21 protein-coding genes and 3 pseudogenes are annotated in these 26597 nt (G+C 38.4%); 9 read left to right on the top strand and 15 right to left on the bottom strand.

Going from position 1 to position 26597, the window contains the following annotated elements:
• Positions 1-55: 55 nt before the first annotated feature.
• Together FPG78_RS01030 and FPG78_RS07960 are read left to right on the top strand one after the other, a co-directional pair.
• Complete coding sequence (locus FPG78_RS01030) at positions 56-844, top strand: AAA family ATPase (RefSeq protein ID WP_144086225.1); 789 nt, start codon at positions 56-58, stop codon at positions 842-844.
• On the top strand, positions 792-1901 hold the full coding sequence (locus tag FPG78_RS07960) for a PD-(D/E)XK nuclease domain-containing protein (protein ID WP_186292386.1): 1110 nt from the start codon (positions 792-794) through the stop codon (positions 1899-1901). The genes FPG78_RS01030 and FPG78_RS07960 overlap by 53 nt, the downstream gene beginning before the upstream one ends.
• Before the next feature lie 120 nt (positions 1902-2021).
• Here the strand turns inward: FPG78_RS07960 and FPG78_RS01020 are convergent, their stop codons facing one another.
• On the bottom strand, positions 2022-2342 hold the full coding sequence (locus FPG78_RS01020) for a hypothetical protein (RefSeq protein WP_186292385.1): 321 nt from the start codon (positions 2340-2342) through the stop codon (positions 2022-2024).
• A 63-nt stretch (positions 2343-2405) separates the two neighbouring features.
• A pseudogene (locus FPG78_RS01015) lies at positions 2406-4840 on the bottom strand (Tn3 family transposase).
• A gap of 184 nt (positions 4841-5024) precedes the next feature.
• Between FPG78_RS01015 and FPG78_RS01010 the strand changes: the two are divergent.
• Positions 5025-5684 carry a recombinase family protein gene (locus FPG78_RS01010; RefSeq protein ID WP_144086222.1) on the top strand — a complete coding sequence of 220 codons (660 nt, stop codon included), beginning with the start codon at positions 5025-5027 and terminating at the stop codon, positions 5682-5684.
• A gap of 57 nt (positions 5685-5741) precedes the next feature.
• Here FPG78_RS01010 and FPG78_RS01005 read toward each other — a convergent pair whose 3' ends face one another.
• The 3 genes from FPG78_RS01005 to FPG78_RS00995 all read right to left on the bottom strand — a co-directional run bounded on the left by FPG78_RS01005 (position 5742) and on the right by FPG78_RS00995 (position 8937).
• A complete protein-coding gene (locus tag FPG78_RS01005) occupies positions 5742-6851 on the bottom strand; it encodes an AAA family ATPase (protein ID WP_144086221.1) in 1110 nt (369 codons plus the stop codon).
• A 325-nt stretch (positions 6852-7176) separates the two neighbouring features.
• Positions 7177-7653: an HIT family protein gene (locus tag FPG78_RS01000; protein ID WP_144086220.1), complete on the bottom strand. Its 477-nt coding sequence runs from the start codon at positions 7651-7653 to the stop codon at positions 7177-7179.
• A 225-nt stretch (positions 7654-7878) separates the two neighbouring features.
• Complete coding sequence (locus tag FPG78_RS00995) at positions 7879-8937, bottom strand: Mrp/NBP35 family ATP-binding protein (protein WP_144086219.1); 1059 nt, start codon at positions 8935-8937, stop codon at positions 7879-7881.
• Positions 8938-9504: 567 nt separating this feature from the next.
• Between FPG78_RS00995 and FPG78_RS00990 the strand changes: the two genes are divergently transcribed.
• The 3 genes from FPG78_RS00990 to FPG78_RS00980 all read left to right on the top strand — a co-directional run bounded on the left by FPG78_RS00990 (position 9505) and on the right by FPG78_RS00980 (position 11872).
• A complete protein-coding gene (locus FPG78_RS00990; RefSeq protein ID WP_144086218.1) occupies positions 9505-10215 on the top strand; it encodes a hypothetical protein in 711 nt (236 codons plus the stop codon).
• Between the two features lie 24 nt (positions 10216-10239).
• Positions 10240-11314, top strand: a protein-coding gene (prfB, locus tag FPG78_RS00985; protein WP_223261930.1) for a peptide chain release factor 2 whose coding sequence is annotated in 2 segments (ribosomal slippage) — positions 10240-10296 and positions 10298-11314 — 1074 coding nt in all. Because the reading frame shifts where the segments join, the coding sequence is not laid out codon by codon here.
• A gap of 99 nt (positions 11315-11413) precedes the next feature.
• On the top strand, positions 11414-11872 hold the full coding sequence (locus FPG78_RS00980) for an Lrp/AsnC family transcriptional regulator (protein ID WP_144086216.1): 459 nt from the start codon (positions 11414-11416) through the stop codon (positions 11870-11872).
• A gap of 62 nt (positions 11873-11934) precedes the next feature.
• Here the strand turns inward: FPG78_RS00980 and FPG78_RS00975 are convergent, their stop codons facing one another.
• The 9 genes and pseudogenes from FPG78_RS00975 to FPG78_RS00935 form a co-directional block, all read right to left on the bottom strand.
• Positions 11935-13086 (bottom strand): HD domain-containing protein, encoded by a 1152-nt coding sequence (locus tag FPG78_RS00975; RefSeq protein WP_144086215.1) that lies wholly within the window; start codon positions 13084-13086, stop codon positions 11935-11937.
• Between the two features lie 31 nt (positions 13087-13117).
• A complete protein-coding gene (locus FPG78_RS00970; protein WP_144086214.1) occupies positions 13118-14284 on the bottom strand; it encodes a hypothetical protein in 1167 nt (388 codons plus the stop codon).
• Between the two features lie 86 nt (positions 14285-14370).
• Positions 14371-15402: a sodium:solute symporter family protein gene (locus FPG78_RS00965; protein ID WP_144086213.1), complete on the bottom strand. Its 1032-nt coding sequence runs from the start codon at positions 15400-15402 to the stop codon at positions 14371-14373.
• Between the two features lie 255 nt (positions 15403-15657).
• Entirely contained in the window at positions 15658-16188 is a 531-nt protein-coding gene (locus tag FPG78_RS00960; RefSeq protein WP_144086212.1) for a hypothetical protein, read from the bottom strand.
• A 25-nt stretch (positions 16189-16213) separates the two neighbouring features.
• On the bottom strand, positions 16214-17362 hold the full coding sequence (locus tag FPG78_RS00955) for a hypothetical protein (RefSeq protein ID WP_144086211.1): 1149 nt from the start codon (positions 17360-17362) through the stop codon (positions 16214-16216).
• Between the two features lie 155 nt (positions 17363-17517).
• A complete protein-coding gene (locus FPG78_RS00950) occupies positions 17518-18243 on the bottom strand; it encodes an SLC5/6 family protein (RefSeq protein ID WP_144086210.1) in 726 nt (241 codons plus the stop codon).
• A gap of 434 nt (positions 18244-18677) precedes the next feature.
• Positions 18678-19975: pseudogene (gene murA, locus FPG78_RS00945) on the bottom strand (UDP-N-acetylglucosamine 1-carboxyvinyltransferase).
• Between the two features lie 50 nt (positions 19976-20025).
• Complete coding sequence (locus tag FPG78_RS00940) at positions 20026-20622, bottom strand: DUF4290 domain-containing protein (protein WP_144086209.1); 597 nt, start codon at positions 20620-20622, stop codon at positions 20026-20028.
• Between the two features lie 43 nt (positions 20623-20665).
• A pseudogene (locus tag FPG78_RS00935) lies at positions 20666-22905 on the bottom strand (ATP-dependent helicase).
• 304 nt (positions 22906-23209) lie between these two features.
• On the opposite strand from FPG78_RS00935, the gene FPG78_RS00930 reads away from it, so the two are divergent.
• The 3 genes from FPG78_RS00930 (at position 23210) to FPG78_RS00920 (ending at position 25888) form a co-directional block, all read left to right on the top strand.
• Positions 23210-23686 carry a lipase family protein gene (locus tag FPG78_RS00930; RefSeq protein WP_144086208.1) on the top strand — a complete coding sequence of 159 codons (477 nt, stop codon included), beginning with the start codon at positions 23210-23212 and terminating at the stop codon, positions 23684-23686.
• Between the two features lie 11 nt (positions 23687-23697).
• Positions 23698-24405, top strand: coding sequence for a hypothetical protein (locus FPG78_RS00925; protein WP_144086207.1), 708 nt, complete (start codon positions 23698-23700; stop codon positions 24403-24405).
• A gap of 82 nt (positions 24406-24487) precedes the next feature.
• Complete coding sequence (locus tag FPG78_RS00920; RefSeq protein ID WP_144087052.1) at positions 24488-25888, top strand: CCA tRNA nucleotidyltransferase; 1401 nt, start codon at positions 24488-24490, stop codon at positions 25886-25888.
• Here FPG78_RS00920 and FPG78_RS00915 read toward each other — a convergent pair.
• On the bottom strand, positions 25859-26533 hold the full coding sequence (locus FPG78_RS00915) for a sodium:solute symporter family transporter (protein WP_186292384.1): 675 nt from the start codon (positions 26531-26533) through the stop codon (positions 25859-25861). The two genes, FPG78_RS00920 and FPG78_RS00915, sit on opposite strands and share 30 nt — an antisense overlap.
• Positions 26534-26597: the final 64 nt, after the last annotated feature.

Below are 26597 nucleotides of genomic sequence, written 5' to 3'. Positions count from 1 at the left end.
TAAAAAAGCGCTTTGCAGTGCGCAGCGCGATTATACTACATAAAAAGAAAATGATATGGATGCTAAAAAGGAAGATAAAGCAATAAGAAAAGGGGAACAACAAGTAGATGGTACCGAAGGTGTTCAAATCCCCGTTGGCAGCGCTGATGTCAAAGAGATGATTGCACAAAAGTTGTATGCAGATAAAACCGCCTATATCACTAAACTATTTAATACGAATGGTATATATTATTTCTTTACAAGACCACATAGATTTGGTAAATCTCTACTCCTAGATACCATAGACCAAATAGCAAAAGGGAATAAAGAATTATTCAAGGCATGTGCTATTTATAAAGATAAAACCTATAAGTGGAAAAGATATCCGGTCATTTGGTTCAATTTCTCAAAGTTAAGTGCTAAAACAGGCTCATCGCTGGAAGCTAGTTTAGTAAAAAAATTATACGACATCGCCAATGATTATGATATAGATAAATCTAAGATGCAACCTATCATTGGGTTACCAACCATCAACGACACACTGAGTGACTTGATTAGAGCACTGCAAAAATTAGGTAGTAGTTATGCATCTCAACCAATTGTATTAATCGATGAATATGACAGTCCACTCATTTCCTGCGAAAGCGTGCAATATGAAGAGATACTTGCTGTTCTTAGTTCGTTTTTTAAAGTTTTAAAAGGCAGTCAGAAGGACTGTAAATTTATTTTTGTAACAGGCGTAACTAAATTTCATTTATCTGGACTTACCTCAGGAGCGAATTCAGCCAATGATATATCCTTGCATGAGGACTATGCAGAGATGTTGGGCTATACAGAAGAGGATATTGAGAAACTGTTTTTTTGATGATAAACAGCTATATATTAATGAAGTAATAACCAGTCTACAAGAAAACTGGGGTAAATCAGAAAACTATACAGATGAACAATTAAAACAAGCGTTAAAAGATTATTACAATGGCTACTGTTTTAGTCGCAATAAGCGTACAAGACGCATGTATAACCCAGACTCTATATTAAAATTCTTTAGAGATAGAGCATTTGGTAATTACTGGTCCAACTCGGGTAATCCTGCCATCTTACTCAAACAAATAAAAAACAATATCGATAGATTTACGATCCCTTGGGACAACTCTAGCTTTGCTATCAATCAACTCGAATTTGAAATCCTGGCAAGCTCGCTTAACGAAATAGCTTTATTCCCTTTAATGTACCAAACAGGGTATCTTACCCTAGAGCCTAATGGATTTAAAGATGACAAACGAGCAGATAAAAACGCAACCGACTACTATTTAAAGTTTCCGAATCAGGAAGTACAATCCGCTTTAAAGTTGACATTATCCAGGTTTATAATTCAAAAACAACAAGAAACAGGAAGAGCATATAGCGCTTCTATTTTAGATGCATTAAGAAATGAAAAGTGGTGTGGATGTTTAAATCTTATTAAAGGTGCTTTTTTAGCTAAAGCAGTCTACCATTTTCTAGATAAAATAGAAAGGAGTTTTCAGGGTGCTTTATATTCTTTCCTCAATGGTGTCTTTCATACCACGCAAGACATGCAAGTGAATGCTGAGCTAGCCAGTGAGTCAGGACGTTTGGATATAGCGCTAGAGGATAAATTGCACCAAACCGCTTACATTTTTGAGTTAAAAGTAGGCAAGTCAGTTTCAGAAGCTTTGCAGCAAATCTACGATAAAGATTACAGCATGACCTTCAACACATGCTATAAAAAAGTATGCGTAGCTTTAAAATATGATCCTGTAAGACTTAATATTACAGAAGCAGCTATTGAAGTCCATAAACGCGACGAGCAACATACCTTTGAGGTAATGCCGCGTAAAAACTTTGCAGTGAACGCTGTGGGGTATTTTCAAGAAGTAGGATCGCAAGGTATGGAAGTTTGATGCCTCTAGGTGCTGATCCTAAAATTCTTCAGCAATAAACCAAAAAAAATAATTTACACACTTAAGTGGACAAACCCGTAGACAGACCCCTAAAGACCCCTTGGGCGTGTTTTTCCTTGGTTATACTGCTCTTCTTTTATAAGCCAATAAAACGACCGTTGTTGCATCATCTTTTAAGTTGTCTCCATTAATAGCTTCGCCTATCCTTTCCACACGGCTGCCATCTACTTTATACCATACCCCCTGCAGTTTTACATAACCTATATAGTGGCCTGAATCATTACCACGATGTAAGCAAAAAGCAGTTAATTCAAAACTTTTATTTTCACTAGAAAAACTTAATGGAATATCTTTATTCAATTGATCTTTATTCCTACGACATTCTAAAAATTCTATATCTCCCTTTAACTGTAATGCTTTTAAATCTTCTTTATCACCCAACAGTCGTATTAAAGATGATAGATTATATGCAGTACTACTAGGGGTCTCCTTGGATATGGGAAATTATTGTACGTTAAGGCTGTTTTTGTATTTTTCTATGTTAGCCGGTCGTAGAGGTCGGAACTTACTTAATGTTTTTTTACGCTTTCTTGTCCAGATATAATCTCCTGTCAAATTGATATGCTCCCATCCTAATGGAGATAGATGTGATAACAATTGATCATTGATTTTTATTCCCTGTTTTTTCAGAGAGTCTACAGCTCTTTCGGTGTAGACCGTGTTCCATAGCGTGATGGCAGCTGTGAGCAGTGTTAGTCCACTGGCACGGTAGCTCTGATTTTCCAGGTTTCTGTCCCTGATTTCCCCAACCTGTGCATAAATACCGCACGGGCAAGGGCATTACGGGCTTCTCCTTTATTAAGCCCTTTTTGTACACGTCGACGCAATGCTGGATCTCGAAACCAGTTCAGCATGAATAATGTTCTTTCTATTCTCCCGATTTCTCTGAGAGCTTTTGCCAGACCGTTCTGTTTTGGATAACTGGCCAACTTCTTGAGCATTAGGGATGCAGTAACTGTCCCCTGGCTGATCGAGGTGGCTAGACGAAGCACGTCAGCCCAGTTTGATTTAATATCTTTCAGATTCAGGCTGTTCGAAGATATAATAGACTGAAGTCCAGGGTATTGTTGGACTTTTCCCTGAATAAAAAGTCGTTTGTCATGTAGATCTCGAATTCTTGGGCAGAATTCAAAACCAAGTAGGTGCATCATGGCAAATACATGATCGGTGAAACCAGATGTATCGGTATAGTGTTCCCGGATTTCTAGATCACTTTCGTGATACAGCAAGCCATCGTTTACTTCATCCAGTATCTCTGTAATTTTAGGATGAGGTAACATACTATAAACCAGGGCTGTCAGCGGTGAAACCTCTGCAGGAACACTATTATCCAATGGCGTGACCTTTACTCTTTTATTAGATATTTTCAACATTAGGTAAATCACCTATAAGGGCCATTTTGTTTACCTCTTCGAGTCGTGATTTCAATAATGTTAGGCGACTTCCAATATATTGACTGTAATCAAAAGGGACAGAAAGTGGTAACTGATGATTCTGAATCAACTTATTAAACTCCTTTTTAGGAATGAGGTAATCGTCAAAATTTTTATATCGGCGAGAACCTTTTACCCAGATATCCCCTGAACGAAGCGCGTCTTTCAGTTCGTTAAGAGCGAAAAATTCATAGTACTGTCGATTTATTCCGGTGGGTGCAATAACCACTTTCCTCCAGCTTTCAGGAATAAAATCCAACGGTTCCATTGGTGGGACCTTTCGTAACTGTTTATGATACATTTCTCTGATGACTGTCAGAGCCTCGGCTAGTGACTGTGCAGCTGGCGTGGCATTCAGTTCCAACGCAGACAACATTCTTGGAGCGTATTTACGTAACGTACTATATTTCTCAATAATAATATGCAGTGGATCAAAATTACTTTTTTTGGTCAAAAAACGGGTTTCTTCTAGACTTATAATAAATTTTTGCCATGGCATAACATGTTCAATAGCAGTCCATGGATCTTCTCCGGATTCACGGGCTTCAGTTAATGCTTGACCAATAGCAATATACTGGTACAGTTTAGACTGGATAAGTTTACCTGTTTGCTGGAGTCGCTCCGCCTGAGTCCTTTTAGCCCGGCTGAACATACTGTTCAAGATACGCTCATGCAAATCGATGATCTCATCTGTAAGTGTAGCTCTGGCTTCTTCAATCACACATATTAGAATAGCGTATCGTCTGCTTGATGAGAACTTAGTCAAATCTCGGCTGCTCATATTCCGACCCTCACGGGCCAGTTTCAGTAACCGATTCTGATGAACTAAACGTCCGATCCCTACCGGTAAGTCTATTGCCATGATCGTATTCAAGCGTTCAATGTGCTGTAATACATTTTTTCCGTTAATTTTACCAGGAGGTTGAAGAATCCAAGATAGACGTGAAAGATGATTATTTAATGCAATCAGAAGGCTGTCTAGATTGACCTTATACTCTGATATAAGTTGAGCATTCAGTTCCGAGAATACTATTTTATCACCAGCAGCCATGGCCTTTGAGCACGTTCGCTCCAGTACATCAATAGTGGGAATAATCACGCAATTCCGCTGCATATACTTTAGAAGTTCTTGTGCAAGAAGAATACCCTTGTCAGTGCGTTTTGCAAGTGGAATTAAATACGAAATGCAATCATTTTGAATCTGTTTTGTAAATTTTTTAGTCCTAGATAGTGGTATAGTTCTATTAAATGTTCCCTGCGAGTGGTGTCTCGTCCTGATGCATAATCTTTCCAAAGTTCATTTGATAAATTAAGTCTGCTAGCGATATGCTTGAGTAAAAAATCGGAAAGTAGTGATTTTTTATCTGGGATCATCCCTATGTTCTTCAGGTAACAAAGCAAGACAGAAAAACCGAACCTATTGGCTGGCTTGCGGTGCGTATTAATATTTGTCTCCTAGGCATATAGTTTGCATTGATAATTATTTTGTAGATTAATTTTCGTTTAAATTTTTATCGCATAATGGTACACCTCAATGAAATATCTTAAAAATTATTAAATTGAATCAATGAAATAACCTATATGCAATAGATTCAATGACATAACCTAAATACGATAAATTCGTTAGAATATGTTCATCAGAGCTTATTTGAGAGCTTCAACAGAAGATCAGTTTGCAGATCGAGCAAAAGAAATGCTCGAGCAGTTTGTTCAGGAGAGAGGACACAAAATCGCTAGCTACTACCGAGAAAATATCAGCGGAACAAAACTGGAAAGACCAGAACTGGGACGATTACTAATGGATAGTCACCGAAATGATATTCTACTAGTAGAACAAATAGATCGGCTGACCAGACTTAGTAACAGTGACTGGCTAACACTCAAAAAGCAGATTGAACATCATGAATTGAGAATTGTAAGTCTGGACATCCCAACTTCATGGCAGGTTTTGTCTGACAAAGAACCATCACAAAATGATCCAGTAACTCGTGCTGTGATTTCTGCCATCAATAATATGCTCATGGATCTAATGGCCGCAATGTCGTATAAGGATTGGTTGAGCCGTCAGCAACGGCAAAAACAGGGAATCGAAAGAGCACGTCAAGAGGGTAAATATCGTGGAAAACAGGCTGATCATGAGCGTCACCAGAAGGTAATATATTATCGAAGTGTTAAAAAACTAAGCATTCAAGATACCGCACAAGCTACCGGGTACAGCGCTTCGCAGGTATGTCGTATTCAGAAATTGTACTTTGTAAACAATGAAAAAAGCGATGCTAAGCACTTTTAATAAATTGCTGGAAAGTGGGAAAAGTAATGTCTGAAACATGTTGCTAATCAGGTAAATTTATACAATAACCTGGAAGAAAAAGAAGAACATCTTTAGTACAGAAAACAGCCTTAACGTACAATAATTTCCTATATCCAAGGAGACCCCCAATAGGATGGTAGGACTACCAGAGTTAAACCAGGAATTCTCAAAGTCTTTTGCATAGAAGAATCTTAGTATAGAATCTGGATTATAAACGCTTACCATTTTATCAGCTGTAAAATAATAACCATTATAATAATCCTTTAACTCTTGTTTTATTTGACTTAGTGTGTAATTTTTTCCATGAGTATTTTTTTTGTTAAGCTTTTCAAGTACGGGATTAACAATTGTATCCTTGCTAAGAAATAGAATATCTATATCTTCTTCCGTATAACCCAACATCTCTGCATAATCCTCATGGAAGGATATATCATTGGCCGAGTTAGCCCCTGATGTAAGTCCAGATAAGTGAAATTTAGTTACACCTGTTACAAAAATAAATTTACAGTCCTTCTGACTTCCTTTTAAAACTTTAAAAAACGAACTAAGGACAGCAAGCACCCCTTCATACTGCTCTTTTTTACAAGATATTAATGGACTGTCATATTCATCTATTAAGATAATAGGTGTAGGTTCATAACCGTTATCTAGTTTTTTTAACGCATTAATCAACTTTTCCAGTGTACCTTCCACTGTTGGTTCACCTATAATAGGATCTATTTCATTTCTATCTATAGTATAATTTTTAGCAAAGGAATATAATATGTCTATCAAGTTGTTTTGTAGTTTTTCTGAACTATCCTTAGCCAACTTTGAAAAATTGAACCAAATGACCGGATATTTTTTCCACTTATATTTTTTATCTCTATAAATAGCACATGTTTTAAATAATTCTTTATTCCCTTTTGCTATTTGGTCTATGGTATCTAGTAGTAGAGATTTACCAAATCTACGTGGTCGTGTAAAGAAATAATATATACCATTCGTATTGAAGAGTTTAGTGATACAGGCCGTTTTATCTGCATACAACTTTTGTGCGATCATCTCTTTGACATCAGCGCTGCCAACCGGAATTTGAACACTTTCGGTAATATCTACTTGTTCATCCTTTCTTAGTAGTTCTTTATCTTCTTTTTTATAATTCATATCCTATTCCTTTTATTGAGAGATATATAACCGTGCTGTACACATTGCAAGGTAGATAGTTTTTATAGAATTGAATCGGCCTGTTTTAGTTGCTCTATTTGTTTAAGAACCTGAGTTCAGGATTAGATTATTGAAGAAAAATATTAAAAAAGCTCCTTTGTGTTTTAAATTTGGAAATAAAGTTGTGAACCAAATTAACATTACCAAAGGAGCCAATTATGAATGTAGTAAAATTAGTTGAAATATATTACGTTCAATGTTATGGCCATTAATAGGCCAAATAGGAGAGAAGATACTGGATATAGCACTTCCGCTAGGATGCGCACTAATTTTTTAACAAACTAGCGATTGCTGCTAATTTTTCATCCGACTCCCGTTCTGCGTCATGGGAGGAAATGTAACCAGGGTATCTATCGAATTTAGTTTTAATGGTACTGGCAATGCGCTTCCAATTATCCCCCTTCGTTCCATGTAAAGGGATTAATTTAGCATGCAGGTGGTTTACGCCATACCCTTCAAATACAAGGGCTGTTCGCTCAACGGTTGGAAATTTATCGACCAATAGGTCAGCTACTTGCTTGGCTGCTGCCATTAACCCATTGATCTCTTCTGAGGCATGATCAAAGATATAGCTACTTAAGTGATGCTTGGGTATCACCACTGTAAACCCTTCTGTATTAGGAAATATAGATAGGAAAGCCATATAGTGTACATCCTCCCATATTGTATGACAAGGTGCTTGTCCAGCTGCAATCTGACAAAAGATGCAGCTATGTGTCGATAGATCAGTAGGTGTTTGCATGGTATCTTAATGATGTTTGCTTGCAATCGTTTTAAATATTTATTTGCTTTAACGGGCCAAACTACGTAGACCTTCTGCAAAACCTATTACTAAATGGCAATTTTGTGGTCTATGCTCCTCAAATACATTTAGTATGCTGCGGTGCTCGACTGCGCTTCTCCTAAAAACTGCTGATCACAAATAGGTTTTGAAGAAGGTCTTGCTAAAGATAATCAATCATTCACACTAAATTAAATTAAATGTGGCATTTTGGATGGCTACTTGTTGTGCGAGCATTTCAGCAATTTTTTTAAAATGTATAATGGTCGGTATAGTACCTAAGTCTCCTTGCCAGCAAATCGTCGGAAGCAGTGGAATTTGGCCTAAAAAAGGTATGGATGCTTTTTCTGCCAGCCGTTTGCCGCCATCTTTTCCAAAGATATAATGAAGATTGGTTTCATCTTCTTTTCCTGTGTGGAAATAAGACATATTTTCTATCAATCCCAAGATAGGTACCTGAATCTGTTCTTTTTGAAACATAGCAATCGCCTTTATAGCATCTATTAATGCGATTTTTTGTGGTGTAGTAACTACTACAGCACCTGTAATGGAGACCGTTTGCACCAATGTCAGGTGAATATCACTGGTGCCAGGAGGGAGGTCGATCAATAAATAGTCTAGTGCACCCCAATCTGCATCTTGTAATAATTGTTTAAAAGCAGCACTGGCCATAGGTCCACGCCATACAATAGCCTCTTGCATATTGGATAGAAAGCCAATAGAAAGCAACTTTACATTGTGGCGATTTATAGGAATAATCAAATGCTTTCCTTCCTCTTTGACCACAGTTGGTTTGGTCGTTTCGCACCCCCACATGATCGGAATAGATGGCCCAAATATATCCGCATCTAAAAGTCCTACAGCTGCACCATGGCTTGATAGCGCGAGCGCCAAATGCGTAGCAATGGTAGATTTACCAACGCCACCCTTTCCAGAGGCAATCGCAATAATATTTTTGACGCCAGGTAGTATAGAGGGCTTGGAACGTCTTGAAGTGACCTTTGATGTGAACGTAATGACGATTTCAAAATCATCCGTTACCTGGTCACGAATGGCTTGTATACATGCCTGCTTGATCATTTCTTGTAACGGGCAAGCTGGAGTGGTAAGTATAATGGTAAAAGAAATGGTAGTCTGATCTATATGCAGCTGATCAATCATTCCCAAGGAGACCAGATCTTTTTTTAAGTCAGGATCCTCTACCCTACGCAAGGCTGCTAATACTTTTTTTTTTAATGCAGTCATAATGGCCTATTTCGATAACCATGCACCCGGTATGCCAGGTTAATAAGACCTTCTGCAAAACCTATTGCTAAATGGCAATTTTGGCGCTTATCTATGCTCCTCAAATACATTTAGTATGCTGCGGTGCTCGACTGCGCTTCTCCTAAAAATTGCTGATCACAAATAGGTCTTGCAGAAGGTCTATAGACCCCTAATTTATATAAAACAAGATAAAGTTTATAAAGAATTCATAACTTTAACCCATTCAACCGATTCAGTATGATGCGTTCGTTTTTAATGATATGCTTAGACCTTCTGCAAAACCTATTTCTAATGGCAACTTTGGTGTCGAAGCTTGTCTACGCTCCTCAAATACATTTAGTATTCTGCGGTGCTCGACTGCGCTTCTCCTAAAAACTGCTGATCACAAATAGGTTTTGAAGAAGGTCTCGTGATAAAATAAATGATAACTCTTGTCTTGTGTAATAGCAATACTATCGTTATATAGTCCTTATATAGTAAGGCGCGGGCTCCGCTCTTGTGTCTAAAGTTTTATATTGTTGATTTTATTTTTTTATGTTTATGCCTATGCAGCCAAGAAAAGTTGGGTTTATAGTTTTTGTATTGCTCTTTTTTTTTCAATCTCCTGCTGCTAACAGTTTTGCTTTAGGTGTAGATTTTATAGAAAGGGCCCATTTTAAAGAAGATCAATCTGGGCAATTTAGCATTGAAGTAAATTTAAAGAAGATCAATAAGTTGATTTGGTTTATTAAATACTTAAATAAAGACTATAAACATCAAGGTATAACTAAATCTATTGGTTATAAGGCTTTTAGTAATGCTAAAGTTTGTTTAGAACAAATACCCGATATCAGCCATGTTTGCGTAAACTATAATGAAAAAATGCTTAGCTTCGAGCTATCATTTGCATTTAATACTATTGACGCGCTTAATAAAGCGATGCGAAAGATTAATAGAGGCTTGGATCCTGCTCAAATTACCTATTTTAGCCTTGATGATGGACTCTTTGTCCGTCAGGATGTAAATGGTATTGCAAAGAAAGTGCTTTTCTATCAACGGTATGATAACTGTTTAATTAAAAGTTTAGATTTAGCCTCCTTTTTTAAGGACACCACTTATACGACCATTCATACCTTTGATAAAGAGATTGAACGCCGCCCTAGCAATCCACAAAGCGAATTAACTAAAGATAAAAAGACCGTACGGATTATCCACTCTGTTTTTGCTCCTGATCAGGTAGAAGAATCTATATACAATTGTGTTCATTTTGTGAAGTAAATAGTTATTCCTACAATAAGTTTTATGAAAGCCAAATATTGTTATTTAGAGGAAAGAATAAATGCCTTAAAGGACTGTCTTTGACTATGCTAGTAAAAATAAACAGCTACAGCTGTTAGAAGAAGCAGTTGCAGCTCCTTTATTTTGGTCAAATCCAACGGAAGCCGGGCAAACCATCCAGAAAATTAAAACCTTAAAAGAATCTGTTGATCAATTCAATGCGCTACAGGCTCAATGGGAAGAGCTGCTTTTATTAGAGGCTTTATTTATAGAAGATGCGGTGGCGCAAGAAGAGTTGGATATTGTAGCATCCTCTTTTTCTAGATTGCTAGAGGAGGTTGAATTAAAAAAAATGTTAGATGGCCAAGAGGATCATTTAAATGCAATTATAGATATAAAGCCCGGTGCAGGTGGTACAGAAAGCCAAGATTGGGCTTATATGTTGGTACGTATGTATATGATATGGGCAGCCAAAAGGGGGTATACTGTTAAAACAATTAACCATCAACCAGGGGATAGTGCAGGCATAAAGGCTGTTACACTGGAGTTGATTGGTTCCTATGCTTATGGGTATATAAAAGCAGAGGTGGGCATTCATAGGCTGGTACGTCTTTCTCCTTTTGATGCTGCAGGTAAACGCCATACTTCTTTTGCTTCTGTATATGCAGCCCCTGTTATTGATGATTCTATAAAGATTGAAATAAATCCTGCAGATCTAAGCTGGGATACCTTTCGGTCTGGTGGAGCAGGAGGGCAAAATGTCAATAAAGTAGAGACCGCTGTTCGTGTCAAGCATGTTCCTTCTGGCACTATAGTAGAGTGTCAACAAGAACGTTCTCAACTACAAAACAGAGATAAAGCTTTGCAATTGCTTAAATCTAAGCTCTACCAACAAGAATTAGAAAAGAAACGAGCCAAACAGCAAGAAATAGAGCGAAGCAAAAAAAAGATTGAATTTGGTTCTCAAATTAGGAGTTATGTATTACATCCTTATAAGATTATTAAAGACAACCGAACAGGCCATGAACGCAAAGATGTAGAAAATGTTTTAGATGGAGATCTCGATGGATTTATAAAAGCCTATTTATTACAACGTTAGGTATAGCTTTTAGAACCATCTCTAAAAATGTATTCATTCAGCCATATGGCACTGCTACTGCCAAAAAAAGCAAAAAGTGCAACATAAATTCTTTCGTTTATGGAACTAGACAAAATAGATAAACTTATTTTAAATATTCTTCAAGTTGATTCAAAGATCACAAATGCTGCGCTTGCGCAGCAAATCAACCTATCTCCTGCAGCTACGCTTGAACGGGTAAAAAAGTTAGAACAGCATGAAATCATTACAAATTATGTTGCGCAAGTTGATTATGCAAAGCTAGGTTTCTTGGTACATCTAATGGTTGGCGTTCGCCTTCAAAAAACCACAGCTGAACACATCAAATTATTTAAACTTACGGTTGATAAAATAGCAATGGTCACAGCTTGCTATCAAGTAATAGGTGCATTTGATTTTATTTTAATCGTGCATACCAAACATCTACCTAGTTACCAAGCCATGGTAGTAGAAAAACTCCATATGCTTCCCTTTGTTGAATATCTACAAACTTTATCCGTCGTTAGGCTCATCAAAAACAAACTGCTATCCATAGAATAGATTCTTAGTGCATTGGTTGGTATATAGATACCAACATAGGGCTTGAGTAAAAAAGAAAAGTATCATATATACATTCCTTTTTTATTTAAAATTTCCTGGCAAATATTGCTCATTTCCAATATCCAATTGGAAATTTTATTTTTTTTGCCCCATGGGATATAAAACGTGATGGTTTCTTTTGCAATTCGTTTTTGGTCTACTAGTTTACGAAAATGTAAGGTTCTGATGTTATGGAGCCTATCGGCTAGTTTAACCTGTACTACACGAATATCTTTACATTGGTCCAGCAGGTTTTTATTTTCTTTATCATCTAACTTCCATCGATAACCATTTGTATTGTAATGTGTAACCATGTCTACAATATAATAGGCCACTTCAGCGCCATACATCAGTTCTACTTGGGTCAGTGGTATCGGTGTATCTTCTACTACATCATGCAACAGGCCAGCTAGAATGGTTGTAGGATCTTTGGTGACCTCTAATAGTATTTTAGCAACTGCCATAGGGTGCGTATAATAGGGTGCGCCAGATTTACGCGTTACAAGCCCATGTGCATTTTTAATGAAATGAATGGTTTTTTCTACCATTTCTTTGGTCAGGGCGGTTTCCGTGGTAAGCAGTGCTACCAATTCTTTTTCTTGCGCTAGGCTTTCAGCTGTTTGGCTTATTTTACTGTTTAAAACACTCGGATCGTAGGTTTTAAAACGCATCACCTTTTGACCAGCTACAGGTAATACATAGCAATAGGTTAGCACCTTTTTGGTAGCTAGTATTGTGGCATACCCACCATGTGCTTGTACAATTTGTCTGCTTTCTGCTTCATAAAGCTGATCTTCTGATTTAGGTAGATGGGTATAGAATGTCTCATCTGTGATATCATATATAGGTGGTACATTTTGCATGCTTGAATCGGTATTGATACAGAAGGCTAGTGCCGGCAAGGTAAGTGGTGTTTTGCCAGCTTGTATCGTACTGTTATAGTCGTAACGTAGCATAGTGCTCGCAATGGTTAAGGTGACCATATGATCTACAGCTTGCTCACTTTTGCTGATCCCGAATAGGTTTATAGTTAAAAGACGTTCAAAAAGTGCTGGATCTGCTATCAAATCTGTTACTTTCGTTTCGTTCCGTACAAGCAATGCTATAGGCTCCCCTAATGCCAGTGCTATGCTATGTGCTTGTGAGATGGCCGAATCGATGGCTACGCGTTGCACTGCTTTTTTGTTTAGCGTTAGCGTGTGCTCTTCATTTAACCCTTTTTAGTAGTACTTTGCTAAACTTGCGTAACTGTTTCATAAAGAGGTTTATTTCTCCTCCTAGTTTTGGTTGACCATTTGTGTAGAGATAGTGACAGGGCATTTGCAACGTTGCGCTCATTTCTTGTAACATTTTGTTGCTATAGATGGGATGAAGCCTAAACCAATTTACTTGGTTGTAGAGCGCTTCTAGAGCTGCGCTGCGCTCAAAGTGTCTAGCTAATGCTATGATTTTAAGTTTGATTTCTATTTTGTCCCGTAGATACTTATAAATGCTACCACTTACTAGAGCAGCTGCGACAAGGGCTGTAGCCAAAACAAATTCTAGAGAAGCTTTGCTATGACTGGTCCAAAATAGATTCCAAAAGTCAATGCTAGGTGGTATAAATGTATGTAGCATCATGGCTATACCCAACATGATGATACCTACTTTTAAGGAAAAAAGAACGGTGCCTAAGGCTAGGCTAGAGATCAATAGTGTAGAAACCATAGGGTGAAAATGGCCTAATTTTGCAAACTGTATACTCGAAACAAAAAGCAATATGAATAAAAGCATGGGCCATACCCAGCCGAGTATTGGACGGGTTTCTGGTTTGTAACCCTGGAAAGATGGATAAATCATTAAAATTGTTCCCAAAGCGATTACCAAAATATACCAATACATATAGCGCGAAAGGTAATCTTTTTGTATAAAATGGAGGGCTATAAAGGTATTCATGATTAAATAGATACCCAATAGTATAAAAGTACTTTCCCTTTTTGGAAAAAAATTTTTCCAGTATGCCCCTGTAAAGGTTAGTTTCCAATTTTGTAGCCTTCTTAACCACCAACGTTTGGTTTCTTGATTTTGCAAATTGAGCGGACTAAGATCTTTAATGCCTACCCAGCCGGTATTGGGACTTTTAGGAAAGAGATAATGGATGGCAAGTAAGGTAATCGTACTAAAATAAAAAGATTTATGAAAGGCTGTTGATAAATCTATTGTATCAAAAAAATGATATGCCATTATGGCTATATTGACCCCGATAGTTAATAAAACAGCAGTCGAACGTGGCCTAAAACCAAACATAGCCATGATGAAAGGGACGATTATAATAGGGTAACAGCTCACTACGTAAGCACGCAACTGAATAAAATAGTTGATATTGATCATCATAAAGCTACTGGCTATTCCTATTAAAATAGAAACGATACGTGCAATCCTGAGTCTGCATGTATTGATTCGTTTGGTTAAACCAAATATTACAGGTAATACATCATTTGCAAATCCGAAGCAATATGCAAATAAGAATCGGCAGTGGACATCAATAAAGCCATAATGGCAGTTACTATAATCCCACGTATTCCAGGAAAGCGGGCAAGCTTAACCAAGTAGTCTATGATATGCTGATTGTTTTTGATATCATGGTTCCCTAAATGTAAAACCATCACAATGGTTAAACAAACTATGGTAAATATAAGCTGAATACAAGTACTTTTATAAAATCCTTTTGATGCTTGTTGGATAGAAGATGACATATAAAAACGTTGGATCCATGCAGGAAAAAATGGATGACATAAACCATATACAAATGCATTCAGGGTATCTTGTAGGAGTTTAGTTGACTGGAAAACTTCCTTGGTAGTGAGTTGTGGAATTTCAGTAAGCTGTTGCCAACTAGCTAGCGGCTTTTTTGCATAGCATATGCAAATAAAAATCATGATGGGGAAACAAACGCCAAAAAGAAAAAATTGATATAGGTCTGTTATGGCTACAGCTCTAGCACCTCCAAATGCTGTATAGCTTATAACAAGTAGTGCTAAAATTATACCTGAGTAGGCTGAAAACTGCTCTATCTCAGGCCATAGCGTCTCTGTAATAGACAGGCCAACCTTAAACTGAGGTGTTAACATAACAATAGATAGCATGATGCCGAAAATACCTGTTATCATCCGGGTCGTTGGACCGTAAAGGCTTCCCATTGACTCAGCTATAGAAAGATGACCTGTGCATTCCTTCATTCTTAAGATTATAAACCTTGAGCCCAAAAATAGCATAACAAAATAGATTAAATCAAAAGTTTTATAAAAACTTTCTTGATAGAAAGCATCCAATGCAAGCAAGCTTCTACCTCCATAAATCGTGGCTATTATGGAAACAGCAATGATAAAGCTGTCCATTTTTCTATTCCCAATTGCATAATCTTGGAAGGTTGTAACACCTTTACCACAATAAAACCCAACCGTGAGCGTTATCACTAAGAATAGTACTATAATAACTAAATCAATGTTCATGTTATTTTTTTTAATTTTTTTGTATTATAAAAATGAAGTAAATAAGTTTTAATTATGCAAGAATAATGGTTGCCTTAGTATGGCTTATTTACTGTGGGTAGGGCAGGTTAAAGGTTTATCTGTGGGATATTCGTATCTCTTGATGGAATGGCAGGCGGTTGAGGGGGCTGCCCATTTAAGTGTGTAAATATACAACCTGAAAAATATTTACACACTTAAAACTAAAGACTCCGGTTGAGCGAAAGCTATTTTGTTTTATGTCAAGCTTTCAGCTGTTGTAGCGATTTGATCAGTTAAGTCAGCAGGGTTATAGGTTTTAAAGTGCATTACTTTTTCTCCAGCTACAGGCAACACATAGAGGCATGTTAAGTTTTCTTTAGTTTCTATTATTTCAACATACCCACCATGTGCTTGTACAATTTGCCTACTTTCTGCTTGATAGAGTTGTTCTTCCGTTTTGGGAAGGTAAACAAATCTTATTTCGTCTGTGATATCGTATACTGGTAGTGTACTTTGTACAGTAGTATCTGTGCTGATAAAAAAGGCCAATGCGGGTAGGGTGGTAGCTTCCTTATTGGTTTGAGTAGCCTTTGTATCATTGTAACGTAGCGTGGTATCGGCAATGGTTAGGGTAACTATATGGTCTATAGCTTGTTCACTATTACTGATTGCCAATAAGTTTATAATTAAAAAACGCTCAAAGAGATCCAGATCTGCTATCAACTGTTTTGTCTTTGTTTGGTTGCGCAAGAGCAGCTGCATAGGTTCCCCTAATGCGTGAATCATACTGTGTACTTTTAGAATAATAGGTTCAATCGCTACGGACTGAATCGCTTTTTTTATTAAGCCCTAGGCTATGTGCTTCTTTAGCACTTTGCAGCAATAGACGGCTAAACTTACGCAATTTTTTTATAAAGCTATTGACATCTTCTCCAAGCTTTTTCTGGCCCTGTGTGTAGAGATATTCGCAAGGTGCTTTGAGCATTTCGCTCATTGCTTCTAACATTTCACTGCCATAAGTAGGGTCTAACCTAGACCAGTTCACTTGGGTATAGATAGATTCTAGCGCGGCTCTACGTTCGTAACTGCGGGCTAGTTCTATCACATTGAGTGTAATAGTAGCTTTATTACATAAATATTTATAGAAGCTAAAACCTATTAGGGTGGCTACCCCAATGGTTACAGCGAAAATGAGTTCTATAGAAATTTCATTATAACCAGCCCAAAATAGACTCCAAAAGGGAAGGCTAGGCGGTATGCATTGATCTAAAATCGTCGCTACACCTAGCATGCCTATTGCTACTTTTAAGGATAAAAGGACGATACCTAACCCTATGTTAGTGACAACCAATGCACAAACCATGGGACTAAAATGGCCTAACTTGGCAAATTGTATAGTGGAAAGGAAAAGCAATACAAACAACAGCACAGGCCATACGCCATGGAGTATGGGATTACCTCCTTTTTTATAGGTGTGAAAAGCTGGATAAATTGCTAAGAGGGTTCCAATAGCCATTACGAATATATACCAATATATATAAGGGAAAAAGTATGCTTTTTGCATAAACCATAGGGCTATAAGCATACTGCTAATGAAGTAAATACCCAGTAGTATAAAAGTAGTTGCATTTTTTGGGAAGAGGCTTTCCCAATATTTTTTAGTGGCTAAAGCTTTAAATTGGCGTAAGCATCTTAGCCACCAGCGTTTGGTTTCTTGGTTTTGCAGATCCAACGGGCTGCGGTCTTTAATTCCCACCCGTCCAGTATTGGGCTGCTTTGGGAGGAGATAGTGGCCAAAGATAAGCGTGCAGATGCTAATCACTATGGCAATGGCTAGGTTTACATTGCCCTGGTGGTGTGTATAAGACTGGAAGAACCTTGAATATACTGCAAAGACTCCAGAAGTGGCCATAGTGATCAGTACAACTGCGCTACGGGGCCTAAATCCTAGAATGGCCATTGCCCATGGAATGCTTACAACAGGTATGTAGCTTTCCGTTCCCTTTGCGATAAGTTTATAAATATTGCCTTTGTAGGTTAATGCACTGTATAAGGCTAGTATGCCAATTAGTAAAATCGTTATTCTAACTGCTTTTAATTTTTTGATGGATCCATTTACCCTTGAAAAAATGATAATGGTAATAAATCATGCACAAAAACAACTGATAACAAATGCAAAGCAGAGTCAATCGTAGACATCAGTAGTGAAAGCACCGTAATCATTATAGTCGCCTTTATACCTGGAATCTGCGTTAGGTTAATCAGAAAATGGATCACATCATGTTTGCGTGTCAATGTATGTCCTCCTAGATGCAATGCAATCGCTATACAAAATGCCAATAGACGTATACAAAAAACAGCTACGGCACCCTTAGGAAGCACTTTTTTAGCCTGTTGAATAGATTTGGCCATATAGAGTCTTTGTATATAAAGCGGCGCAAGCGTCACTAATAATACTCGAATCCCATAGAAAATATATACATGTAGGAACTTGGGAGAAAATATATCGGCAGCGTCTACAAATTGTGCGTGTTGTTTTAAACGTGTCCATCCTTCTGCAATGGATGGGTTGGCATAGCGTAATAGCAGGAAAGCAATTAAAGGAAAAGTACACCCAAAACAGAGAAATTGAAAAACATCAGTCATTGCAATCGACCTGGCCCCACCAAATGTTGAATATAGAATAACGACAAATCCAGTAGCAATAGGAATCCAGTAGACAAGACCCTGTGTCATATCTGGAAGTGCAAAATGAACGATTTGTAGGATAACTTTAAGCTGTGCTACCACTAAACCTAACATCACCAGTATTACAGTAGCCGCTGTGATTTTACGTGCCACCGGACCATAAAGCTTACCAATAGACTCTGCTAAGAAAAATCTCCCAAAAACTCAGCCATACGTGCTGTTAATACCCTTGATCCAAAATAGGTCGTTAAGAAAAAGATTAAGGCGGCTATAAGCGCTTTAAAGCCAAGAAAATAGGAGTCAGATATGAAACCTAGCGTACCTATATGCATCGCGCTAGCCACTAAGGAACAAACAATCACGAATGTAGACAACTACTTCCCCAGGACATAATCCCTAAATGTTTTCACCCCTTTAGCATGATAGAGCCCAATGAGGATGTTTAAGGCTAAGAATAGGCCTATAATAACTAAATCAACTTGCATGGGTTACTGGTTTTATAGATGAATTAAGGGCCTAAATTTAATACAAATTATTGTAATTGTACATTACAAGCAGATGGTTTAAAATTATAGGCTCAGGTTCAGTTACACCCTTTCAATTGATGCACCTAAGCTGTTGAGGCGTTGGTCAATAGCTTCATATCCTCGATCGATTTGGTGAATGTTTTCAATAATACTGGTTCCTTCTGCTGCCAGTGCTGCAATTAACAAAGCAATGCCTGCTCTAATATCACTTGAGCTCATATGGATGCCATGTAGCTTATGGCTGTTGCCTAGGCCTACGATATGTACCCTATGCGGATCGCACAATACCAGTCGTGCCCCATTTCAATCAAATGGTCTACAAAAAAAAGCCTGCTTTCAAACATTTTCTGATGTATTAAGATGTGGCCTTGTGCATGTACAGCAGCTACCACTGCAATACTAATTAAATCAGCCGGTATCCCTGGCCAAACCGCATCATAAAGCGTTACGAGATTCCCATCCATTTCTCTTTTAATATGATAGCAGGATTGAGCTGGAATATGCAATGTATCATCCTGTTTTTCTAGCATAATACCCAACTTTTTAAAGCAATACCAAACGGGTGCAAAGAGTTTAATGGGCACATCTGTAATGGTTAGTGCAGATTGGGTGGCTGCCGCTAACCCAATAAAGCTACCAATTTCCAACATATCTGGTAGAATGGTATGCGTGGTGCCTTTTAATGCTGGTACGCCCTCTATGGTTAATAGGTTGGTGCCAATACCGGTAATTCTAGCGCCCATGGCTACCAGCATATGGCAGAGTTGTTGTATATGCGGTTCACAAGCTGCCGGGTAAATAGTCGTTTTGCCTTTGGCCATGCTCGCGGCCATAATCAGATTGGCGGTGCCTGTTACCGATGCTTCTGGCATCAGCACATCGGCTCCCTGCAGTAGGTTGCATTGGGCGATCCAAGTCTCCTGAGCAGCATGGAAAACAATACCCAGCCCCGCGAGCCCTTCAAAATGAGCATGCAGCCCCCTGCGTCCAATCCTATCTCCCCCAGGCTGCGCGATAACTACTTTTTTAAAACGGATGATCAGCGGGGCCAGTAACATAATAGAGCCCCTTACTTTAGTGTATGCTGATCGGAATGCCGCTGTAACCATGGCATCTTTTTCAAGATGGCTGGCACAAAACTGATACTTTCCCTTACCCAATGGGGTAATCTGAACTCCCAAAAGGGCCAGTAGTTGCACCACACTTTGGACATCTGCAATGTCCGGAATATTATGTAGCATTACTACTTCATCAGTCAATAAGGTGGCACACATCACTTGCAGTGCTTCATTTTTTGAACCTTGTGGCCTAATGGTGCCAGATAATTGATGCCCCCCATTGACAATAAATCTACTCATTTCCCCAAATTAGATTTTTTATAATATAGTAAGTTTACCTATTGGTTGGACTACTTTTTAGCAGCATTGGATTTTACGTAATGTTTACTTCTAGGTTTTTGACCATTTGCCCCCTCATCTGGTAGGGTCCGTATGATTTCTACATCAAGCGTCGTGCCATCTGGAAGCATTCGTTTGATATCCTGAATAATTCTTTCATTATTGATATAATCGTTGTTCCATGTGCTACTAAAACGACGCATGAGCTTCCCAACTGCTATAAGCATCTGTTCTTGCTCTTTAAGCGTGGGTAGGGTAGTGGTTTTTTTTACCAGCGATTCTATATGCCGCCCATAATATTTATATCTGATCAGCTGCATAAAGGGCATATGGGCATAATAGTGTTGGCTATTTTCCCTTTTAATAGGCTTGGGATTAGGGCTATCAATATCTAATTTGTAATCTGATAGTATAAAAAGATCATCCCATCGTTTTTGTGGTGATTCTGCATTAGGATTGACCATTTCCATTAGTTTTACAATACCATGGGCTTTTTGTGTGCGAACAGTTTTGTCCTCGATGGTTGCAATTTGCTCCATAAGTTTCTGTATGTTTCTACCATATTCTTTAAGCATTAAAGGCGATCGAGTTGTATTATAGTCGTACATTGTGGGTTATTAGGTTAAATAAATAATAGGTTAAATAGGGCTTCTATGTTGCAGGCAGTATTTCTAGTTTTGCATAGTTTAACAAGAGGGTCTTTTCTCCAAATTTATGAAAAAGAACAACAGCTTTAGGCATGCCTGCAGATTCTACCAGCCGCATAACCTTTCCTATACCAAAATGGAGGTGATGTACCATTTGTCCAACCTGTAAAGCAGCTGGATCAGCTATAGGTGGAGCTAGTGCGGATGTCGTTATTTTTCTAACGGAGCCACTCAGTTTGTGCTTTGGTGTAGGTTTAGCAGTCGCTAGGTGCGATTTAGCTGCTATTTTAGCCGTTGCATCTATCTCTTTTAAAAAACGACTGGGTTGGACATTGGTTAATTTACCAAACCGGTACCTGCTTAAAGCATGCGCTAGGGTTAACTTCAGCTGTGCACGGGTAACCGCTACGTAGAAAAGGCGCCTTTCTTCTTCTAAGTCTGCTTTGCTGCCCAACATCATAGCAGAAGGAAAGAGCTCTTCTTCCATCCCTACCAGATATACGTACTTGAATTCTAACCCCTTAGCAGCATGAATGGTCATTAATGTCACCGCATCTTCATTTGAATCTTCCTTATCTGCGCTGGTAATCAGTGCTATTTCTTGTAGAAAACTGCCTAGGCTTGGCTCATTGTTTTCAGGGTGGTCTACAAATTGTTGGATGCTATTAAGCAGCTCTTGAATATGCTCATAGCGGGTTACACCTTCTACTGTTTTATCTTCATGTAGTTCCTTGAGTAGACCAGATGTTTTAGCCATATAGGCTGCTATCGTGTATGCATTTTCTTTTTCTAGTTTTAGGGCAGCATCATCAATCAATGTGACAAAACGGGAAACAGCTGCTGCAGTAGCTCCACCTAAAAAGTCATTCAGGTTAGAGAGTGTTTCCCAGAGGGATATAGCTTTTTCGGCTGAAATAGAAAATATTTTATCAATAGTAGTGGGTCCAATGCCTCGTCTAGGGAAATTAATAATCCTTCTGAAGGCTTCTCTATCATTGTGGTTTACAACAAAACGCAGATAGGCTAAAAGATCTTTTACCTCTCTGCGTTGGTAAAAAGAGAGCCCACCTATGATGCGGTAAGGAATATTTTTTTTACGCAATGCTTCCTCAAAATTTCGCGATTGATTATTGGTACGGTATAAAATAGCAAAATCGCGATAAGGTAGCCTGCCGTTCAACTTTTCTGCTTGTATCTTATCTACTACCAACCAGCTTTCTTCCATATCTGACATCGTTCTAAGCACCTCAATGGGTTCCCCAAGGGGATTATCGGTCCAAACTTTTTTCTTTAACTGCCCTTCATTGTAGCTAATGATCTGGTTGGCTGTATCCACAATATGCCTTGTAGAACGGTAATTTTGCTCAAGCTTGATCATTTGGTGATTGGGGTAGTCATGGGTAAAATGCAAAATATTGTGAATATCAGCACCTCTAAATGCATAAATACTTTGTGCATCATCCCCACTACGCAAATATTTTGGTGAGAGGCAGCCAGTTTTTTGGCAATACTGTATTGAATGAGATTGGTATCTTGAAACTCATCAATCAATAGATAGTGAAATTGTTGTTGGTACTTTGCACTTAGCATAGGATTATTATACAACAATTTATGGGTCTGTACCAGTAAGTCATCAAAATCCATTGCACCAGCTTGCAAGCAGTGGCCAGTATACCTTAGAAAGATTTCACTGAATCTAGGCATACGCATATAGGCATCCTCTTTTTGGTAGGTTGGGTCTGCAGCGTAAACTTCTGGCGCAATCAATCTATTTTTAGCATGGGAAATACGTCCCAATATAACCCCTGGTTTGTATACTTTATCATCAAGCCCCAGTGCCTTAGTGATTTGTTTGATCAGTGATTTGCTATCTTCTGTATTATAAACACTAAAATGAGCGGGGTAACCCAAGTTATTGGCTTCCTGACGCAGTAGTTTCATAAAGACACTATGAAAGGTTCCCAGCCATATTCCCTTAGCCTCATTGCCCACTATTCCGGTTATCCGGTGGCGCATTTCAGCAGCCGCTTTATTGGTAAAGGTCAAGGCAAGAATCTGACCAGACGCTGCTTTTTTTTCTTTCAAGAGATGGGCTATTCTAGCCGTTAATACCTTAGTTTTGCCTGAACCAGCACCTGCCACGACGATTGATGGGCCTTCAGTATGGATCACCGCCTTCTTTTGCATCTCATTAAGGCCAGTAAGATAGGCTGGCTGCATAGCTGGTTCCATTGTGATGACCATTTTTACTTTTATGTTTGATTATGTTTTTTATGATGCTAAAATCTGCAATAGGATTATCTCTTTTATGAAAAAGTGTAGAGAAGCAATTTAATAAATAGTTCGATAAAGGGCAAGCAAGGATTTCTTGATACCATTCTTATCATGCATATCTTTATATAATCAATCAAAAGTGCTATATTTACCAAGTTAGTCACCCATTAAGCCATTTACTTTATCCACTATCTTTACGGACTTTACGGAAGTTGATTGCATGTACCCTATCATAGGCATTCGCCAGGCCCTTGTTTGTATTTACCGATTTGGTTTGATTTTTTATTGTATCCTAGGTGTGGGGTGTGACAGTGGACCTTCCTCTGATAATCGCAAAAAAACGCCTCAGCCAGATCAGCAAACCCTATTGGATCCTCAAGCCTTAGATGATGCGGAGCCTCCTATAAAAAAAATGAAGCGGGTAGCTAAAGTACCAGAGGATAAGCAAGTGATTGCATTGTTGCATGGACTGCATAGATTGTCCTGGGATTTTAAAAAGATGAAGGAAGTTTTGCAAGAAAAATTTCCACATGCCACTATATTCGCCTTAACATGTGTCGATAAAGATCCTAATAAAAAAGGTTCTTTTTCCCCTTCCCCCACTCTAAAATTTTCGATCAAAGAGCAAGCTAGATTAGCTTATGAAGAGATCAAAAAAACCCTTACTCGCGATAGCCGTGTTATATTAGTAGGCAATAGCCAAGGGGGTTACGGGGTTTTACGCTTGCTAAAAAATATGGGCTCCGCTTAAAAAGAGAATATGTGATTACTATAGATGGGTTGATTACTATAGGTACACCTTGGAACGGAGCGCCAGTAATGGAGCATATCAAAGAGGTTAAGAAGTTTCAGCAACGATTTAAGGAGATCGAAGCTACTTTAAATGCCATAGAAAAAAATTATGATAAGGCTGTAATCAAATATTTTTTTAGATTTAATCCTGGATTTGCAAAAGCATGGCCTAGCTTGTATGAAATAGCAGTCCCATACTTCATGAAAAAAAACTGCCCAGGAGCTGCAGATTTGGAGCCAAAAAGTAAGTTTATTTCTGAGTATGTTGCCTCAAATCTTAAGGAGGTTGATGTGCCTATTACTGCTATTGCAGGTGTTTTAACTGATTTCTCTAAGCTTTTTGACCCATTTCCATCCTCTATCAGTAAACAAGCATTGGATAAGCTCAATGCTACTTATGCAGAACTGATTGGAGGTGATCCAAATTGCAAGCATGATATGTTGCTTCCTGTTGCTACGCAACATGCAGAGGGGTTGGTTACTAAAAACTTTAAACGCATAACAGTAGATGGCGCCTGTCATGGTAATAAAGTAGGTATTACTGTAAAACGTGGGCTTTCTGAACTTAATAATCAGGCAGTGATACAAGAGGTAGTGAAGGCTATAGAAGAAACCTTTTACGAGCAGCAAGAAGAAGAAGTTGTAGATAAAAAGGCAGAAATTGCATCTGCTGCTTAGCTGCGAGTACTTAAGCAGTATATTAAAAAATAGAACCTTGGAAAAGGTAAATAGTAAGGAGGCTATGGTGCAGAAGGAAACTATGGTACAGCAGGATGGGGTTATGCATCATCCTATCTTACGTCAAATAGGGGAGATTGCCGATGCGTTTCAGTTGGAGACCTATGTAGTAGGCGGGTTTGTGCGTGATTTATTTTTAGGACGTACTTCCAAAGATATCGATATTGTTTGTGTAGGGGATGGCATGGTACTTGCAGAGGCTGTAGCCAAATACAAAGAAGTTCCCGTTAGCCTATTTAAAAGTTTTGGTACAGCTATGTTGCAGTGGGATGGGTGGGAGATAGAGTTTGTAAGCGCTAGAAAAGAATCGTATCAACTCCATTCTCGTAATCCAAATGTATCGATTGGTACACTCTCTGATGATCAAATGCGCCGGGACTTTACCATTAATGCAATGGCCATTTCTTTAAATAAAAAAGATTATGGACGGTTATTAGATCCATTTAATGGCCAGAAAGACTTGGCAGATCGGGTGATTAAAACCCCTTGTGATCCAGGTAGAACTTTTTCTGATGATCCATTGCGCATCATGCGTGCCATACGATTGGCTGCTCAGCTGCATTTTAGCATCACACCAGAAACATTGCTGGCCATGACAGCTGCTGGTGACCGATTGGGCATTGTAGCACAGGAACGTATTTCGGAAGAGCTACATAAACTGATGGCTACCGATAGACCTTCTTATGGATTTAAACTTTTGTTTGATACCAACCTGTTGTCCATCGTATTACCAGAATTACAAAAGCTTTCAGGGAAGGAGCAAATTGGGTGCCATTCCCATAAAGACAATTTCCTCCATACACTTGAAGTATTGGATAATTTGGTCAACCATTCTTCTAAGTTATGGCTTCGTTGGGCAGCTATTTTCCATGACATTGCCAAGCCATTGACTAAAAAATTTGATCCGATACATGGTTTTTCCTTTCACGGTCATGAAGACCTGGGTGCTAGGATGCTCCCTAAGCTCTTTAAGAGAATGCGTTTTCCTATCAGCAAGGAAGTCCTTGGATATGTACAAAAATTGGTTCGGTTGCATTTACGTCCTATAGCCTTAGCCAAAGAGGTCACCGATACTGCTATACGCCGTCTTTTATATGAGGCTGGAGATGATTTAGAAGATTTATTTTTGTTATGCAGAGCGGATATTACCTCTAAAAATGAGGTAAAAGTGCAGCAATATTTGGCCAACTTTGATAAAGTTAAAAAGAGGGTATTAGCGGTAGAAACACGTGATAAAATCAGGAATTTTCAACCCGTTATTACCGGTGCAGTGATTATGGAAACATTTGCACTAAAACCATCCGCTCAGGTCGGTCTTATTAAAGAAGCCATTAAAGAGGCTATATTAGAGGGTAAAATTAAGAATGAATACCAAGAAGCATTTAACTATATGTTAATGATTGGCAAACAGTATGCACTGTAGCATACAGATTTCTTTATTTTTTTTAGGCGTTACATAATGCGTAACCATCATAGCCAACCCATTGGCCACCATAGCTATAAAAGCGCCATTCATAGCTGTAGCTGGTTCAATCCATTTATTCCAAGCCAAAATCGTCAATACCCCTGTAGCCATGCCAACCAAAGCAGGACGAGTGCCACCTCTAAAACCCAAAACAGCTAAGATAAAAGGCGCCGTTACGATGGGTATAAAGCAATCAAAGCGCAATTGCACTAAACAAAATAAATCGCTACAATAAAAACTGAGTATGATGGTAATAATACCTATAAAAAGGGCTGTTGCTTTAGCCAGTCGAAGCTGGCGGTCATAAGAAATAGACTTTTTATCCATTATACTGCTTACTATATCATTGCTAAACATAACCGAACAACTATTTAAGTACGCATCAGCTGTAGACATAGCCATAGCCAGTAAACTGATGATAACAAATCCTTGACAGATAGGAGAAATATTGCCCATTATATAATGCCACACTTCTGTAACCAATAGATCTGGTGCAGCTACAAAAGTATATAGGCCCAATAGTATGATAAAAAAAGCTATAAAGAGACTCAGAAAACTAGTAAAAAAGAAAACCATACCAGCTTGAAAGCAATCGGCAGACATATAGACTTTCTGTATAATTGGCGGGTTTATACTCGAGACCATACTGGAGAGGAAGAGTGTAAAA

The organism is Cardinium endosymbiont of Dermatophagoides farinae (assembly GCF_007559345.1).
In the GTDB taxonomy this organism is placed as follows: Bacteria; Bacteroidota; Bacteroidia; order Cytophagales; family Amoebophilaceae; genus Cardinium.
Note: the sequence above shows the minus strand (reverse complement) of the source record. Positions and strands in the feature narration are given on the sequence as shown.